This is a genomic window from Romboutsia sp. CE17, assembly GCF_012317385.1.
In the GTDB taxonomy this organism is placed as follows: Bacteria; Bacillota; Clostridia; order Peptostreptococcales; family Peptostreptococcaceae; genus Romboutsia_E.
Genome location: NZ_CP051144.1, coordinates 122,951 through 141,584, shown reverse-complemented (window position 1 = coordinate 141,584; position 18,634 = coordinate 122,951). Strand labels below are relative to the sequence as shown.

Sequence of the window (18,634 nt, the reverse complement as noted above, 5' to 3'; positions counted from 1 at the left end):
AATTTTTTATTTTATTTTTTCATTTTGATTTTATATTTTTCCATATGTTAAAATATCTTCACCGATTCAAAACATAAATAAATTCACGAGTGTTTTGGGCTATAAAATAAAAATGCCGAAGACCTTTTATTATGGCCTCCGGCTTGGATATTTCTTAATTTTATTAACAGTTTTGTCAAATACTACTAAAAATTCATTACTTTGAACTCCAACTGTTCCTACTACAATTATTGATACTATTATAGTTGCTTAACTCTTAAAAAACTATAAATTCCAGCATACTTGAAATACTTATTTTGCGATTTCTTTTTAAGTTTTAATCGTGTATCCCATATTCAGTTTTTTTAATTTCTTTTATAGATATATCTTTTGATCCTAATAAATTCTTTATATTATAACTTATATTTAACTTCACATCTTTATTTAGAGAGCTATCTAAAAATAATATATTATTGATACTATCCTTTTTGCAAACCTTTTCCCCAGAGACGTAATTATCAAAGTACTTTACATATAAATCGCTACCTATGGCATCATTAATAGGCTTTACAACGCCAAATTTTTTCAAACTATCTAATGCTCTATATCTTAAGTAGGCATTTTCAAAATTCAAGCTTAACAAAGAGTTTATAAAATATGTTTTAATACTATTTAATAAATCAATCTCAACAATTAAAAGATTCAACTCATTACTTAGACATAAATTAAACTTATATATTTCTTTTTCAAAAGCTATATTATAATCTTCTCTAATACCTACTAACCTTAAAATTTTCTCACTGTAAACACTTCCCATTCCCTTATATCCACAATTTGTATCAAACCAATACTCATTTGAATCTTCATCAAACAAAATCAAATTATAATAATTTCTATTATTATCTATTATCTCATAATAATCATGCTCTTCATTACTAAATGCTTTAAATGCTGTTATTTTTTTCATTTTACTTAATATAGTTTTTGCATATTCATAAGATTTATAGTATCCAATTTTCCCTGACTTGTATATCAATATTCCCACCCCTAATTAGATTATATCCTAATTTCTATAATATTTTATTATTATCTTCTACAAAAAAAGAAGCTACTATATATTTTAAGGTAGCTTCTTATATTTAAAACATTTTACTTTAATTCTTTTATAAATTATTTAAAAATCTCAACTGATCTATCTAATATTTTTGTAAAATATGCTATAACCATTCCATAGTTAGTTATAGGTACATTCTTTTCTTTGCATATATTTATCTTATTTAATACACTTTTTCGATTTACCATACATGCACCGCAGTGAATTATTAAATCATAGTCTTCAACATTTTCCTTAAAATCATATCCAACCATATGATCAATATTTAAATCTCCCCCTGCTATTTTTCTTAGCATAGTAGGTATCTTAACTCTTCCTATATCTTCATGAGACACATTGTGTGTGCAACTTTCACAGATTAATATCTTATCATTCGGTTTTAAACTATCAAGCTTTTTTGTTCCTTCTAAAAATTCATCTAGTTCACCTTTTTGTCTAGCAAATAATATTGAAAAACTTGTAAGCTTTAAATCTTTAGGTATTATACTATCAACTTCTTTAAAAGCTTGAGAATCAGTTATAACTAAGTCTATATCTTTGACTTCATTTACTGCTTCTTCAAGTTCAGTATCTCTTACAACATAAGTCTTTATACCATGGTCTAAACAATCCCTTATGACTTGTACTTGTGGTAGAATTATTCTTCCCTTTGGTGCCTCACTATCAATTGGAACTACTAAAACTACTTTTGAACCATATTCTAATAAGTCACCAACAATAGGCTTTTCTTCTTCTCCATCTTCTAGATGCTTTATTATTTCGCTTCTAAGATCATCAATTCCAGATTTATACTTAGCAGAAACAGGAATATACTCCTTAAAGTTTTTAACTAAGCTATCTATTTCTTCTTTACTTGCAGTATCTATTTTATTTATAACTACAATATGATCTACGTTGTATTTAGCCGCTTCTCTTTTCCAAATTTTATAAGTATCGAGATCTGGATTTTTTACATCAACTACATATAAAGCAAGATCCAATCTTTTTAAGAACTCATAACTTTTTTTAATTCTTATAGATCCAAGTTCAGTTTTATCTTCAAGACCCGCTGTATCAATAAATAAAACTGGACCATATGGTATAAGTTCCATAGCTTTTTGGACAGGGTCAGTGGTAGTTCCTTCTACACTGGATACAAGTGATATATCTTGACCTAAAATAGTATTCATAAGAGATGATTTTCCACTATTTGTATTACCATATATCCCTATATGTTTTCTATTTGAATTTGGAGTGATATTCATACTAGCCTCCTATAAATAAAAATCTCTTTCACCATTTTTCATTTTTTCTAAACTTGCTTTAGTCATATTCTTTATATCTTCTCTTGGAATATTTTCAACTTCAGTATTTATAATTTCTTGAGCTTTATCATATAATTCCTTGTCTCCATAATCTAAAGTAAACTCAAGAAGAGTCATAATTGCATTAGGCTCACAGACATATTTTATGTTTCCTGATTTTGCAAGAGACATAAATCTATCTCCAGTTCTTCCTTTTCTATAACATGCTGTACAGTAACTTGGTATATATCCATCATCTAATAACTCTTTTAATATTTCTATTGGACTTCTTTCATCATTAGTTTTAAATTGTTTTATTTCTTCCCCTTCTTCTCTTTGCTTGTATCCACCAACACCTGTAGATGAACCTGCAGATATTTGACTTACACCATACTTAAGTAACTCTCTTCTCATTTTAGGCGTTTCTCTTGTTGAAAGTATAAGACCAGTAAATGGTACTGCAATTCTTAGTATTGCAACTACTTTTTTAAACATTTTATCATCTAATAGATATGGGTAATTTTCAAGTGTAACCCCATTAGCAGGTTGTAGTCTTGGCACTGATATAGTGTGGAATCCTACTCCATACTTTTCTTCTAAATGAGCATTATGCATCATAAGACCTAATACTTCAAATCTAGGATCAGCAAGTCCAAATAATACACCTGCTCCAACATCATCTATTCCAGCCTCCATAGCTCTGTCAAAGGCAGTTAGATGATATTCATAATCTCCTTTTAAAGACTTTGGATGCATCTTATTGTAAGAATCTTCATGATATGTTTCTTGGAATAATATATATGTACCTATTCCTTTTTCATTTAATTTTTTATAGTTTTCTACAGTAGTAGCAGCTATATTTACATTAACTCTTCTTATCTCTCCGTTTGCATTTTGAGTTTTATATATTGTATCTAAACATTCTAGTGCATAGTCTATAGGAGCATTTACTGGATCTTCACCAAGTTCTAGTGCTAATCTTTTATGTCCCATTTTCTCTAAAATTCTAACTTCTTCTGCAACTTCTTCCATAGTTAATTTTCTTCTTGTAAACTTATTATCTCTTTTATAACCACAATATACACAGTTGTTTACGCAGTAATCACTAACATAAAGAGGTGCAAAAACTACTACTCTTTTTCCGTATATATCTTTCTTTATTTCCCCAGCTAATTTGTATATTTCTTCTAAATCATTTTTATCTTCAGCTTGAAGTAATATAGCTATATCTTTATATGATAATCCATCTCTTTTTTTAGCTTTCTCTAAAACTTCTTTAATTTCTTCATTAGTTGGATTTTTTGTTTCTTCTAATATTTTGTATATAAAATCATGATTTATGAACATAACTCTTCTCCTTTTATCTGAAATTCGCTTTACTCATGTCGACAGTGTATGTTCGGCAAGGTCACGTCATATTGATTAAAATTCGATTCTTTTAAAATTCTAAAACTATGCAAAGTCTGGATTATCTCCTCTTGATACAACTAGTTCAAAGCCTGCTTCCTTTAGCTTTTCTTCTATACTGTTTCTATACTCTGCATCTTCATCTAATATAAATGCTTTATTATTATATAAAGAGTACTTTTTTCTAACTCCCATTGGTGATAAGTTTGGCATTATAACATTTGCTCCAGCTCTTAGTCCTTCATTTCTTCCATTACTATCAATACTTGCAAGTGCTGTAGTTGCAGGTAATAACACCTTTGGTAGTAATAGTCTTGTTATTGCAAGTAAAATTATAGTCTTTTCTGTAGTACCTGCACTACAGTCTTTAAGAGGTGTGTCTTTATGAGGAATAAATGGGCCTATACCACACATTGCCGGTTCTAATTCTTTTACAAATCTTAAATCATTTACTAAATCTTCATTAGTTTGATTAGGTAATCCTACCATAAATCCTGCCCCTGATTGGAATCCTATTTCCTTTAGATTTCTTAAACAACTTCTTCTCTCTTCAAATGATTCAGTATTATGTATAGATTCATATAAGCTCTTAGTTGCACTTTCATGTCTAAGTAAAAATCTATCTGCTCCAGCTTCATATAGCTTTTTATAAGAATCATAACTTCTTTCTCCAATAGATAAAGTTAGTGCATTATTGGGAAGTTCCTTTTTAATAGCTTTTATAATTTCAACCATTTTTTCATCTGTGTAGAAAGCATCTTCTCCACCTTGTAAAACTACAGTCTTATATCCTAGCTCGTCTCCTCTTTTAGCGCACTCTACTATATCATCTATATCTAATCTATATCTTTCAGCATTTTTGTTGCTTCTTCTAAGCCCACAGTACAAACAATCCTTTTTACAGTAACTACTAATTTCTATTAGTCCTCTAGCAAATACTGTATTTTTAAAATATTTATATCTTGTTTCATAAGCTTTTTCTATAAGAAATTTTTTACTATCACCATCCATATTATCTAATAGATACAATAATTCTTCTCTTGATGCATCATTAGTATCATATAGTTTTTGTATTATCGCTTTAACATCCACTTTTATCACCTCTATATTTATATAATAAACGTTGCTTTGCTTAAATATATCTCGAATAATTTTATGTAATTTACGATATCTAAAAATTATAAAACTTTTAATAACTTAATATAAATAGGCTGTCTTAAAACTATGTATATTTAAGACAGCTTACTAAAAAATCTTAGCTTCTAAAAATTATATAATTTCATCTGAAGATATCTCTTGGTCATTATCAATACCTAACATATGTTTTTTAGATTCATATGATGTATGTAAAAGCTCATGTGCTAAGTGTGATAGTGGTTCTTTATAAAACTCTTTATATACTGCTATTATATCTGGATTTTGGTAGCTACACTTTATCTTTAATTCTTCATCTTTACCATATAACCCTTCTATACGACTAAGTCTTATTTTATCATTTATTACCTTTGTAGTTTTAGGTTGACCACCTCCACCTATACAACCACCTTTACAGGCCATTACTTCAACAAAGTCATAATTAACTTCATTATTTTTTATCTTTTCAATTAATGTTCTTGCATGAGCAGTTCCTTGTACTACAGCTAATTTTAAATTAATATCTCCTATAGTTATAGATGCTTCTTTTACTCCATCTAATCCCCTTACTGGCTCAAAGCTTAAAAGCTCTCCAGTTGGATCTTCACCTGTTATTGAATGATATGCAGTTCTAACAGCAGCTTCTGTAACACCACCACTATTACCAAATATAACTCCAGCACCACTACCTAGACCTAACATATTATCAAATTTAGAACCTTTTAAATTTTCAAAGTCTATTCCTTCTTCTTTAATCCATTTAGCTAGTTCTTTAGTAGTTATTATAATATCGTTGTCTCTTAGGCCTTCTATATTATTAAATTTCGCTGAATCATTCATTTCTGGCCTGTCTATTTCAAACTTCTTAGCCGTACATGGCGTGATTGTAACATTTATGATTTTACTTGGATCGATATTTGCTTTCTTAGCAAAGTATGTTTTGATAGTCGCTCCTTGCATAGAAATTGGACTCTTAGCAGTAGATAAATTATTTAGTAACTCAGGGTAGAAAGTTTCTACAAATGTAACCCATCCTGGACAGCAACTTGTGAATTGTGGTATATTTTCATTTTTTTCAACTATTCTTTTTACAAGCTCATTTGCTTCTTCCATAATAGTCATGTCAGCCCCAAATGTAACATCAAATACATAATCTCCACCTAGTTCTCTAAGAGCATGAACCATCTTGTCTTCAACATAACTTCCGGTTTCCATTTTAAACTCTTCTCCTAATGCAACACGAACTGCTGGTGCTGTATTAAATATTACTATCTTATCTTTATCTTCGATTGCCTCTTTTACTCTATGTATATCTTCAACTTGAGTTATAGCTCCTACTGGACAGGCTTGAGCACATTGTGCACAGTTTATGCATATTGCTATGTCATTAGTTTTTTCTAAATCAAAGAAATTAGCAACACCCATCTCTCTTTCACATACACGCTTACATAGACCACATTTTATACATTTATCGTAGTCTATTTTTATAGCTTTGTTATCCGATTCTATCGGTACAACTTTTTCTGTAAATAAATGTTTCATTTTTTAGTACTCCTTATAAATCATAAAATTTTCCAATATAAATGATACCATAATGAATACTATTTAAACATACTGTTATAATTTATAATTTTTTGTAGTATAAAAACGAAATAATATGTCAGTAAAATATAAATTTACAGTAAAATAAATTTCAAAAGTATTATTTAGTCTATTTTCAGTAAGTCCTCTACCTGAATTTATAAATAACCATTTCTGAATTAGATATTTCTATTAGTGTTGTATCTATTAAGCTCTATTAAATGAAATTATTGATAGTTGAGTTTCATAATTTAAAATGATATTCTATATAGTAAAAATAGATTTTTATTAAATAACCTATAGTAGAATGTTTGAGATAAAAAACTATTCTAATTATCCAATTTAAAATATTAAAAGTATATGATTTTAAATGAAATTAAAAATCCTAAGTATTAATTTTAATGTTTAAGGGGTGATATATGTGTTTATAAAATTAAAAACTAAAAGTATATTTCTTAGTGCTTATACCCATGCAGAATAGTAGTAATGCAACAAACTGTATGGGATAATAAGTTGCGTTAGCTGCTAATTCTGCACTTTATTTAATTATCTAAATAAAGGAGTAGAGCGATGAAATATATTAATGCAGCGGATGTGCTTCCAAAAGATTTATTGAATGAAATTTTAAATTATGTAGATGGAGAACTACTATATATCCCTATATCTAGGAAAAAGAAAAAGTGGGGAACAAATAGTGGTTCAAGAGAATATTATGACAAACGTAATAAAGAAATAATCAATCAATATAAAAATGGAATGTCAATAAATGATATTGCAAAGAAGCATTGTTTATCATATGATTCTGTAAGAAAAATAGTAAATAAATAATAAATTAAAAGAGGTCTTACCACAGGTAATATCTCTTTTTTTATAGGAAAGAATAATTATATTTATTCTTAAGTCTATTTTTACAGTATTTTTAACTATACAATAAACATGTATCTATAATTATGGAAATTAATAATGCAGATATACTATTTAATGTGTATATAAGCATTATCTTTATACACTTATTCGATGATATATGTAAGATAAAAATTGATAAGAAATTTTAGGAGGATTAAAATGAAAATAAAATCAGAATTAGAAACAAAACGTCTTAAATTAAGACCATGGAGAATAGAAGATGCATCTGCCCTATATAAATATGCAAGTGATCCAAGAGTTGGACCAATCGCTGGTTGGCCGATTCATACTGATATTGAATTTAGCAAGCAAATTATTAGAGATGTATTTTCAGCAGACGGAATTTACGCAATAGTTCCAAAAGGTCAAGAGGAACCTATTGGTTGTATTGGTTTATTAATAGGAAAGTCAAGTGATTTTGGTATTGGACAAGATGAAGGAGAAATTGCATATTGGATAGGTGTTCCTTATTGGGGACAAGGTCTTATTCCAGAAGCTATGAGAGAATTAATGAGATACTCTTTTAATGAATTAGGACTTAAGTCCCTTTGGTGCGGATATTTTGAAGGGAATGAAAAATCAGCTCGTGCTCAAGAAAAATGTGGATTTAAATATCACAGTACTAATATAGATAAACCTTGGCCATTAATGGGAGATATACGCACAGAAATAATTACATGTATCAGCAAAGATGAATGGTTAAATCAAATATCTCTTAGCGAATAGTTTTATTAAATTTGATAAGCTTATATTACCTGTAATTACTATAGGCTCTGTAAGATTATCAGGGTGTGTTGTCAAAGCTACATATGTTGATAAAACAACAGCAACCATAAGAATAATTATTGTAATATCCTTAAAAGAAGCAATTATATGATGAAAAATTGATTTTCTTTCATTACTTTGTATGACATTTTCATATTGTTTCATAATCCCCTCTGCTTCAAAAAAAAGAGCCAATCGACTAACCATAAAGCCTAAGGCTAGTCTATTGGCTCCAATAATTACTTATCTTGGCGAACAAAGTAATTACGTTTTATAAATTTTAAATTTATTCTAGCAAAACTCACTTCGTGAGTCAACTATAAATTCTCAATTTTCTTTAAATTAATTATTTTATTTATCTTCAAAATTTTAATATTATATCTTCATCATTCTATACCCAACCCCTACATGGGTTTGTATATATTTAGGATTCGAGGTATCCAATTCAATTTTTTTCCTAAGGACAGCCATATATACACGTAAAGAAGATACATCACTCTCTAATGAACTCCCCCAAACTTCCTTAGTTATAAATTTATGTGTTAGTACTTTTCCTGTATTTTTAGAAAGTATGCAAATCAGCTTATACTCTATCGGTGTCAAATGTATTTCTTCTTCATTAAGATAAACACATCCAGACATATAATCAATTTTTAAATCACCATTTTTAAATACTGAACTTTCATCACCTGCATTTAATCTAATATTATTTAATCTACGCAAAGTAACTCTAAGCCTTGCAAGCAACTCATCTACTGAGAAAGGTTTTGTTAAATAATCATCTGCGCCTGCATCCAATGCTTCTATTTTATCCTTATCTTCAGACCTTGCACTAATAACAATTATTGGTACATTTGACCATGATCTAATCTTCTTGATAATATCTATACCATCAATATCAGGCAATCCTAAATCAAGAAATATTACATCAGGCTTATTAGATACAGCTTCTAGTATTGCTGAATTTCCTGTTTGAGCAACATGATATTTATAATTATGAGCTTCTAGTGTTGTTGTGATTAAATTTTTTATAGCATTGTCATCTTCCACGACTAATATCAATGGCTTATTCATGCAAATTTACCTCCTGAGATTTTAAAGTAAAATAGAACTTTGTTCCATGTGGAATATTATTCACTACACCTATTTCTCCTCCATGTGCAGTAATAATGGATTTACAAAGAGCTAGCCCAAGCCCTAAGCTACGTTTACTGTCAACAATAGAATTATTTGAAGTATAAAACATTTCAAATATCTTCTCTTTTTCCTCATCTGACAATCCATTTCCATTATCACTAATTTCTACCATAATCATATCATTTACTTTTTTCGTATGAATATGAATATGAGAATTTTCAGGTGTATACTTAATAGCATTATCTACAATATTTATAATGACCTGAATAATTAACCTAGCATCCATTTTAGCTAGAAGATAGTCCTCATCTTGTGTTATTTCAATTGTATGATTAATATTTTTTCTTTTAATATGACGTAGTGCTTCATTTATAACTTCTTCTACAAATTCTCCCTCTAACTTTATCTTCATACTTCCATCTTCAATTTTTGTAGCAGCTAATAAGTTTTCTACAAGATTTATTAGCCACAAAGAATCTTCATATATATCTAAATAAATCTGTTCTTTATTTTCTTTAGAAATTTTATCTTCATTATTTAATAACATAGATGCATTACCATAAATACCAGTAAGAGGCGTACGCAAATCATGAGATATACAACGAAGAAGATTTGCTCTTAATTGCTCATTCTTAGCTAACGTTGCTGCCTCTTCCTTTTGTTTGCGTATAAACTCATTTTCTAAAGCTATTCCACATTCTCCTAGCATTGATAGCATAATATTATTATTAAAAGAGTCTATTGGTTCATTTTCTATTGCTATTCCGATAACCCCATAAACTCTTCCAGAAACTCTTATAGCAAAATATAAACATTTTGAATTTCCAAGTGTATTTGTCGTCGCACCTGCACGCTTATTATTCTTATATACCCATTGAGCTACTGCTTTTTCATTTTCCGAAACATAACTTGATAAATCTATATTAGCTTCATTAATAGGAAATATCATAGGCTCTGACAACTTCCCATCATTTGCACTATAAAAAACTATATCCTTATTTAGTAATTTCATTAGTTGTATAGCAATTACTTTTATTATTCCATCTCTATCATTAGCTTGTTGTATAAGTCGATTAGTTTCAAGTAATACTTTTGTCCTATAAGCAATCTGTGTAGATTGAGTTACTTGTTCCTTTATTTTTGATGCCAAAGAACCAGTAAGCATTGCGGATATAAACATAATAATAAATGTCACATAGTATCCTTCATCATAAAAACCAAACGTAAATCTTGGATTAATAAAAAATAAATTAAATACAAAAACACTAATTAATGATGATATAATACTTTGAAGTTTACTCTCTGTTACAACTGCAGTAACTAGCACTCCCAATATGTATACGGTTATTATATTAGCATCACCAAACCCTAATGAATGGAAAATAAAGCTCAGTATAGTAGATATAGTTAAAATCAAAAGTGACTTTAAAAAATCTACTAATGTGAATTTTTGTTTAGTTTTTTTTATTTTTTTACCATAATAATTTAATGATGATTTATCAGGTATAATATATATATCAAGGTTAGGAGCATATGAAGTAAGCCTTTCTGTTAAAGACATTTTCCCAAATAAAAACTTTCTTTTTATACTGCTTCTTCCAAGAATTATCTTTGATACTCCTGATAACCTTGCAAACTCTGCAATTTGAAAAGCTATATCATCTCCATAAACTGTTTCAATATTAGCTCCAAGTTGTTGTGCCAAACGAGTATTACTTCTCAATCTCTTTTTATCTTCATTATCCATATTCTCAAAATCAGATGTCTCAACAAATAAAGCTGTAAATTCTCCTTTAAATGCTTTAGCCATCCTAGCTCCAGTTCTTATTATCTTAGGATTAGAAGGAGATGAGGATAAACAAACTAATATATTTTCATCTGTAAAATACTCATTTTCTTGAATATTTTTAACCTTTTCAGATATTCTGTTAACATGATCTGCTGTTTGCCTTAGAGATATTTCTCTTAATGCAGTAAGGTTTTCTAATGAGAAAAAATTTTCTATGGCCATTTGAGCCTGCTTAGCTTTATATATCTTACCGTTATTTAATCTTTCTATTAATTCTTCTGGTTCTATATCAACAAGTTCAACTTGACTTGCATTATCAAAAATATGGTCAGGTATTCTCTCTCTCACCATTACTCCTGTAATAGATGCAACGATGTCATTAAGGCTCTCTATGTGTTGAACATTTACTGTTGTATAAACATTAATTCCTAATTTTAATAATTCATTAATATCTTGGTATCTTTTTAAATGACGACAACCACTTGCATTTGTATGTGCTAATTCATCAATTAAAATTAATTCTGGATTTCGTTCTATTGCACTATCTATATCAAATTCATTTAAATTTATCCCCTTATGTGATATGGATTTAGTTGGCAACACTTCAAGCCCTTTTAGTAAATCCATAGTTTCTGGTCTTGTATGTGGTTCTATGTATCCTACAACTACATCTATACCACGCTTTTTTGCTAAATGAGCCGCCTCTAACATTGCGTAAGTTTTCCCGACTCCGGCTGCATAACCAAAAAATATTTTTAATTGTCCACGTTTCTGCCTTTCAGCTTCTTCATTTATCTTTTTCAAAATCCTATCAGGATTTGCCCTTTTTTCTATCATACATATTTCCTCCAATGTATAATAAATGTATAACAAATTATATAATATTGATAATTATCTCATTATATCATTATTATTAAGAAAGTTTTATAATTTAATATACATTTAAAATAAAACTATTAATCAATCTTATCCTATAACTTTTTATACTAAAAAAGTACAAAACCCTTATCATAAGTTTTGTACTTTCGTATAATATACTTTTTATAATAATCATATTATGATAATATTCCATCAATCATTAAATTAACTTTAAGAACATTAACAGTTGTCTCACCTAAGAATCCTAAAAAAGGTTTCTCTGTGCATTTATCAACTATCTCTTCAACTAGGCTTTCATCTATATAATTATTCTCTGCAATTCTTTTAATCTGATATTGAGCAGCAGCAAGAGATATATGAGGATCTAGGCCGCTACCAGATACTGTAACTAAATCAACTGGAATTGGTTTATCAGCATTATATCCATGATAACTTTTTATTGCTTTAACTCTTTTGGAAACAAGCTCCTTATATTCATCACTAGCAGGGCTTAAATTAGAGGGTGTTGAATACATTAATTTCTTACCATTCTCATCAGTATATGTTACTGTATCTATTTTCATTATACGTCCCCACATATGTTTTTCATCAGTATATTGTTGAGCAATTAACTCTGATCCATATTTCTTACCATCTACTTCTATAATACTTCCATTAGATTTTTCAGGAAACACAACTTGAGCTATAGCTGTGATAGATCCTGTATATAACACACCACAAACTAATGTAAATACTACAAATGATAGTATAGCATTAGTAAAAAGTGATTTAATATTACTCATAATTTATTACCTCCAATTATATATAAAAAAATTATACATCTATTCATTATCATAATTATTTTCTTATACTAAACCAAAGAATACTAATATCACGTCTATTATTTTAATAGATATAAATGGAGCTATAATACCTCCTAATCCGTATATTAAAAGATTTCTAGAAAGAAGTTTCTCTGCTGATACTTCACGATATTTTACACCTTTTAAAGCCAACGGTATTAATGCAATAATTATTAATGCGTTGTATATTATTGCTGATAATATTGCACTTTGAGGACTATAAAGATTCATTATATTTAATGCTGAAAGTTGAGGATATAATCCTAAAAATAGTGATGGTATTATGGCAAAATATTTAGCAAGGTCATTAGCAATTGAAAAAGTTGTTAAACTACCTCTTGTCATTAAAAGTTGTTTACCTATACGCACTATATCTATTAATTTAGTAGGAGAAGAATCTAAGTCAACCATATTACCAGCTTCCTTAGCTGCTTGTGTTCCAGAGTTCATAGCAACAGCAACATCTGCTTGAGCAAGAGCTGGAGCATCATTTGTTCCATCACCTGTCATAGCTACTAAATGTCCTTTTCTCTGAAAATCTCTTATTAATTTTAACTTACCTTCTGGTGTAGCTTCTGCAAGAAAATCATCTACCCCAGCTTCGGCAGCTATTGCAGCAGCAGTAAGAGGGTTATCTCCTGTTATCATTATTGTTTTTATTCCCATTTTTCTTAAATCTGCAAACTTTTCTTTAACACCTTGTTTAATTATATCTTTTAAGTGTATTACACCTAACACCTTCTTATTTTTTGTAACTACTAATGGTGTTCCACCTTGATTAGATATTTTTACAACAGCATCTTCACATTCTTGACTATAAACTCCTCCAGATTTTACTATATAATCTTTAATCGAATCTGCTGCACCTTTTCTAATTTCATCTCCATCGTAATCAACTCCACTCATACGAGTTTTAGCTGTGAAAGGTATAAATTTAATATCTTTTTCATTTAGATTTCTACCTCTTATACCGAACTCTTCTTTTGCTAAAATAACTATACTTCTTCCTTCTGGAGTCTCATCTGCCAAAGAAGATAATTGTGCTGCATCAGCTAATTCTTCAGGAGATGTTCCATCAACAGGTATAAACTCACTTGCTTGACGATTTCCAAGTGTAATTGTACCAGTTTTATCTAGCATTAATATATCAACATCTCCTGCTGCTTCAATAGCACGACCACTCATAGCAAGTACGTTAGCTTGATTAAGTCTACTCATACCTGCTATACCTATTGCAGAAAGTAAAGCTCCTATTGTTGTTGGTGCTAAACATACAAGTAATGCTACTAAAGTCGTAATAGAAGTTGGATTTTCAACACCAACTTGTTTTGATACAAATATTGAATAAGTATAAAGTGACATAGTTACTAAAATAAATATTATAGATAAAGCAACAAGAAATATTTCAAGGGCCTTTTCATTTGGTGTTTTCTTTCTTGCAGCACCTTCAACCATTGCAATCATTTTATCTAAGAAACTCTCACCTTGTTCACTTGTTATCTTAACTACTATCCAGTCAGAAGTAACAGTAGTTCCACCTGTAACGGCACTACGGTCACCACCACTTTCACGGATAACTGGAGCAGATTCTCCAGTTATAGCACTTTCATCAACAGAAGCCGCACCTTCTATTACTTCACCATCAGCAGGTATTTGTTCTCCTGCCTTAACAATTACAATGTCACCTTTTTTTAGTGTAGATGAAGAAACTACTGTTACTTCGTCCTTTTCTTCTATTGAATTAATCTTATATGCATCAACATCTTTTTTCGATGCTCTTAAAGAATCTGCCTGAGCTTTTCCTCTTCCTTCTGCAATAGCTTCAGCAAAATTTGAAAATAATACAGTAAGCCAAAGTATTATAGCTATGGCTAGTGTATATCCAGAGGGTGCATCTTTAATTCCAAATAAAGATACTATCCAAAGTACACTTGTTAAAATAGCTGATATATAAACTAATAACATAACAGGATTTTCTTTTTGTGTTTTTGGTTTTAACTTTATAAATGAATCTTTAACAGCTCTTACTAATGTTTTTTTATCAGCAAGAGATGTTTGTGTTTTTAATTCCATCTTCTAACTCCCCCTATAATATTGAACTAAAGTATTCTGCTATTGGACCCAGTGAAAGCGCTGGGAAGAAACTAAGTGCTCCAACTAAAAGAACTATTATTATTAACATAAATACAAATAATCCATTTGTTGTAGACAGTGTCCCTGATGTTGTTACTATTTTTTTCTTCTTAGCAAGATTTCCTGCAATAGCTAATACTCCTATCATTGGTACGAATCTTGCAAATAACATTACAAATCCTAAAGTTATATTTAAAAATACTGTATTTGCATTAAATCCAGCAAATGCAGATCCATTATTACCACCAGCTGACGAATAAGTATATAGTAATTCTGAGAATCCATGTGCACCTAAGTTCCCAAGGCTCTCCTCAATACCAGGGAAAACTACTGCTATACTACTACCAACTAAAATAGCAATTGGAGTAGCAAGACAAACTAACATTGCCCATTTCATTTCAAATGGTTCTATTTTCTTCCCTAAAAACTCTGGTGTCCTTCCAACCATAAGTCCGCCAATAAACACTGTTAATATTACAAATATAAGCATTCCATAAAGACCAGATCCCGAACCACCAAATATAACTCCACCAAGTTGCATTAGTAACATGGTTACCATACCACCAAGTGGTGTATAACTATCGTGCATAGAGTTTACTGATCCATTTGATGCAGCAGTTGTAAATGTTGCCCATGTAGATGAAGCAACTATACCAAAGCGTGCTTCTTTACCTTCCATATTTCCACCAGCTTGATTAACAGTAGATATATCAACCATTCCATTTTGAGCAATTTGTGGTGTTGCTAATTGCTCATTAACAGCAACTGTACCAAGTGCTAATACTAATACTATAAACATAGCCATAAATATAGCTGTACCTTGCTTTTTATTATTAACACACTTACCAAATGTAAAGCATAAAGCTGCTGGTATAAGTAAAATAGAAATCATCTCTATTAGATTCGAAATAATTGTTGGGTTTTCAAGTGGATGTGCTGAATTTGTACCATAGAAACCACCACCATTCGTACCTGTTTGTTTAATAGCAACCTGACTTGCTGCTGGTCCTAAAGGTATAATTTCTTCTTTTATTATTTCTGCATCATCTACAATTTTTCCATCTACTGAGACTGTATTTGAATTAGTATCTATAATAGCATTTTCAATAATATTACCTTCTTTATCAATAGCAATTGGTTCAAGTAATTGAACTGTTTCTGCTGGTTTTAAATTTTGTACAACACCTTGAGATACAAGACCTACAGAAACTACTATATTTAAAGGTATTAATATATATAAAATGGTCTTGGTCATATCAACCCAGAAGTTCCCAAGTCCATTTGATTTTACTTTTATAAAACCACGAATTAGTGCAAATAATACGGCAATTCCTGTTGCAGCCGATACAAAGTTTTGAACTGTAAGCCCAAGAGTTTGAGTTAAATAGCTTAATCCTGATTCCCCACTGTATGCTTGCCAGTTTGTATTCGTAATAAAACTTACTGCTGTATTAAATGCTAAATCCCAAGATACTCCAGGTATCTTTTGTGGATTTCCAAATAATACTCCTTGAAGAATTTGCAATAAAAAGAGAAATATAAAACCTATAACATTAAATAAAAGTATAGAGCATAAATATTTCTTCCAATTCATTTCTTCATGTTCATTTACTCTCATCACTTTATATAAAAATTTTTCACATGGAGATATTATCTTTGTTAAAAATACTTTTTCTCCATTCATTACTCTTCCTATATATCCGCCAAATGGTATTGCAAGAATAACTAGAATAGCTAAGTAAAATACATACTGTAAAATTGTATGTGTCATTATTTGTCCCCCCTCATAAGAATTACAAAATAATAAATTAATAAAGTTGTGGCTACTAAACCGATAATACCAATTAATACTTGCATATATAAATCCTCCTTTGTATAAATCAAGTATATAATTTGCACTTTTAAAATTGTGTTAAGACATATATGGAATGTATTAAAATAGTATTAAGATTGCATAAAAAAAGGTGAACTTAATCTAAGTTCACCTTTTTTATTCAATCTTAACTTTTTATTCGTGGCATTATATAATGTAGATATCGTATATTATATATCTACAGAATCAATTTTTATAATACTTTTTCGTGAATTTCAATGGTGGAGATGAATCGCAAAAATCAAATCCACAATTTTTAATCAAAGTTGTAAAACTATAATGTCTTCGTGATATTATTATGTATAAAATATTTATTCTCTATCTAATGCATCCAAATAATAATTTATATCCATAGCAGGTATTGTTCCTAGCTTTTGTAACTCTATTAATAAATTTAAAAAGAATGACATTAATGCATTATCTCCATCTTTTATTTCTAATACATCATCATTATATTTAAATGATCCTGACTCTAAAATACATCCTAAATTTAATTCTCCATTTGAACATAACTCTTTCATATTCTTCTTAAATGTAGAACCCAATCCTTCTGACCATGAACATGATAAAGTGAGTATTCCAGCTAATATTTTACTATGAGCTTTAGGTGGGTGACATCCTCCTGCATGATATATTTTAGCTGATGTTCTATGTAATCTCCTTACACTTTTAGCTTTATCTGATGCATACAATATATTATCTTTATTTAATTCCTGCTTTACTTCAAATATAGCATATATACTTTCAGCCGGTATATACTTAACATCATCTTGATTAAATACAAATGGAGAATATTGTCTATCATAAATCACAATATCTATTTGATCACTTATATTATTATAACAATCCACAATAAACGCTTTATCTACACTATATCTTTTGGGCAAATATTTACGTAATATTTCTATCCAATTAAGCTCACTCGCATCCCCTTTAGTTCCTGGATGTTGAATTATACTTCTATTAGTTGTAAGTTTACATTTCATTTGCTCTTGAAGGCCATTAAATAATATTTTTATATCCATCTTTTTACTTTTATCTACCATATAATTTCTCCCCATGTTTTTTTACATAAACTTTCTTTAGCCTTATCTGCAATTATTTTTTTCTCATATATATACAAGTCATCTGAAATCACATTATTTGTATTTGATGGATCTACTATTGTTATATCTAAAATATTATCTGATAAATACTTTAGTAGGTATAAAAAGTTTTCTGCTAAATTATTTTTATCTTTATACTTTAAAGCTTTTATTGTAATTAATTCTAAATATATAGATGGAAATTCTATTTCATGCAACATTCTCCAAACTTTTAATAGAATTATTTCATTTATTCTACCTGAATTCTTTACTAAAGTTATATGTTCATCTATATTAGTTTGTGTCCAAGAATCTTTTTTATTTAAATATAGACTATGATAATTTGTATTCCCTAATCTTTTTTTACCTGGAACTAAATCTATATTAATTCCATCTATTTCTAACCCAATTGATACATTTTGTTTTCTACATTTCATACCATTAGTTATCATATAGTCATATAATGATGTATACATTTCTTTTAATGTTAGTAATGTATTTTGATTTATAGATATAAATAAATCTAAATCTGCTCCCCCTTTTAATGCAGTTCCTTTAGCTCTTGAGCCCGATAACTTTATACTATTTAAGTTATTCCCTGCCCAATTAGTTATCATTTTTTCTAATCTTTGAATATTATAAATTTCATTAGTTGATTTTATATCGGAATGCTTGTACTTTTCTAAAATATTCCTTACATATTCATACTGCGTCATTTTATCCCCCT

Annotated in this window: 15 protein-coding genes; 2 read left to right on the top strand and 13 right to left on the bottom strand. The window is 29.2% G+C overall.

The annotated features are described in order from the left end of the window. Positions 1-316: 316 nt before the first annotated feature. From HF520_RS00635 to HF520_RS00615, 5 genes are all read right to left on the bottom strand, one after another. On the bottom strand, positions 317-1,015 hold the full coding sequence (locus HF520_RS00635; protein WP_168572191.1) for a hypothetical protein: 699 nt from the start codon (positions 1,013-1,015) through the stop codon (positions 317-319). Between the two features lie 134 nt (positions 1,016-1,149). Continuing rightward, positions 1,150-2,337 carry a [FeFe] hydrogenase H-cluster maturation GTPase HydF gene (hydF, locus tag HF520_RS00630; RefSeq protein WP_168572190.1) on the bottom strand — a complete coding sequence of 396 codons (1,188 nt, stop codon included), beginning with the start codon at positions 2,335-2,337 and terminating at the stop codon, positions 1,150-1,152. A gap of 9 nt (positions 2,338-2,346) precedes the next feature. Continuing rightward, positions 2,347-3,723, bottom strand: a complete 1,377-nt coding sequence (gene hydG / locus HF520_RS00625) for a [FeFe] hydrogenase H-cluster radical SAM maturase HydG (protein ID WP_168572189.1) — start codon at positions 3,721-3,723, stop codon at positions 2,347-2,349. A gap of 105 nt (positions 3,724-3,828) precedes the next feature. Next, a complete protein-coding gene (gene hydE, locus HF520_RS00620; RefSeq protein WP_442970726.1) occupies positions 3,829-4,884 on the bottom strand; it encodes a [FeFe] hydrogenase H-cluster radical SAM maturase HydE in 1,056 nt (351 codons plus the stop codon). A 168-nt stretch (positions 4,885-5,052) separates the two neighbouring features. Next, positions 5,053-6,459 (bottom strand): [FeFe] hydrogenase, group A, encoded by a 1,407-nt coding sequence (locus HF520_RS00615; protein ID WP_168572188.1) that lies wholly within the window; start codon positions 6,457-6,459, stop codon positions 5,053-5,055. Between the two features lie 609 nt (positions 6,460-7,068). On the opposite strand from HF520_RS00615, the gene HF520_RS00610 reads away from it, so the two are divergent. After that, entirely contained in the window at positions 7,069-7,326 is a 258-nt protein-coding gene (locus HF520_RS00610; protein ID WP_168572187.1) for a helix-turn-helix domain-containing protein, read from the top strand. A 237-nt stretch (positions 7,327-7,563) separates the two neighbouring features. Beyond that, positions 7,564-8,130, top strand: coding sequence for a GNAT family N-acetyltransferase (locus tag HF520_RS00605; protein WP_168572186.1), 567 nt, complete (start codon positions 7,564-7,566; stop codon positions 8,128-8,130). Here HF520_RS00605 and HF520_RS00600 read toward each other — a convergent pair. From HF520_RS00600 to HF520_RS00565, 8 genes are all read right to left on the bottom strand, one after another. Continuing rightward, the gene (locus HF520_RS00600) at positions 8,104-8,334 is read right to left on the bottom strand and encodes a cation-transporting P-type ATPase (RefSeq protein ID WP_207711014.1); all 231 of its coding nucleotides are present in this window, start codon (positions 8,332-8,334) and stop codon (positions 8,104-8,106) included. The two genes, HF520_RS00605 and HF520_RS00600, sit on opposite strands and share 27 nt — an antisense overlap. A 210-nt stretch (positions 8,335-8,544) precedes the next feature. Next, complete coding sequence (locus tag HF520_RS00595) at positions 8,545-9,243, bottom strand: response regulator (RefSeq protein WP_168572184.1); 699 nt, start codon at positions 9,241-9,243, stop codon at positions 8,545-8,547. Continuing rightward, positions 9,236-11,932 carry a sensor histidine kinase gene (locus tag HF520_RS00590; RefSeq protein WP_168572183.1) on the bottom strand — a complete coding sequence of 899 codons (2,697 nt, stop codon included), beginning with the start codon at positions 11,930-11,932 and terminating at the stop codon, positions 9,236-9,238. The genes HF520_RS00595 and HF520_RS00590 overlap by 8 nt, the downstream gene beginning before the upstream one ends. A 218-nt stretch (positions 11,933-12,150) precedes the next feature. Beyond that, positions 12,151-12,756, bottom strand: a complete 606-nt coding sequence (gene kdpC / locus HF520_RS00585) for a potassium-transporting ATPase subunit KdpC (RefSeq protein WP_168572182.1) — start codon at positions 12,754-12,756, stop codon at positions 12,151-12,153. A 63-nt stretch (positions 12,757-12,819) separates the two neighbouring features. Continuing rightward, positions 12,820-14,889 (bottom strand): potassium-transporting ATPase subunit KdpB, encoded by a 2,070-nt coding sequence (gene kdpB / locus HF520_RS00580; RefSeq protein WP_168572181.1) that lies wholly within the window; start codon positions 14,887-14,889, stop codon positions 12,820-12,822. A gap of 13 nt (positions 14,890-14,902) precedes the next feature. Next, positions 14,903-16,720, bottom strand: a complete 1,818-nt coding sequence (gene kdpA, locus HF520_RS00575; protein ID WP_168572180.1) for a potassium-transporting ATPase subunit KdpA — start codon at positions 16,718-16,720, stop codon at positions 14,903-14,905. Positions 16,721-17,133: 413 nt separating this feature from the next. Further along, positions 17,134-17,868: a DUF6602 domain-containing protein gene (locus HF520_RS00570; protein ID WP_168572179.1), complete on the bottom strand. Its 735-nt coding sequence runs from the start codon at positions 17,866-17,868 to the stop codon at positions 17,134-17,136. Next, complete coding sequence (locus HF520_RS00565) at positions 17,862-18,623, bottom strand: nucleotidyltransferase domain-containing protein (protein ID WP_168572178.1); 762 nt, start codon at positions 18,621-18,623, stop codon at positions 17,862-17,864. Before HF520_RS00565 ends, HF520_RS00570 begins: the two co-directional genes overlap by 7 nt. Positions 18,624-18,634 lie beyond the last annotated feature (11 nt).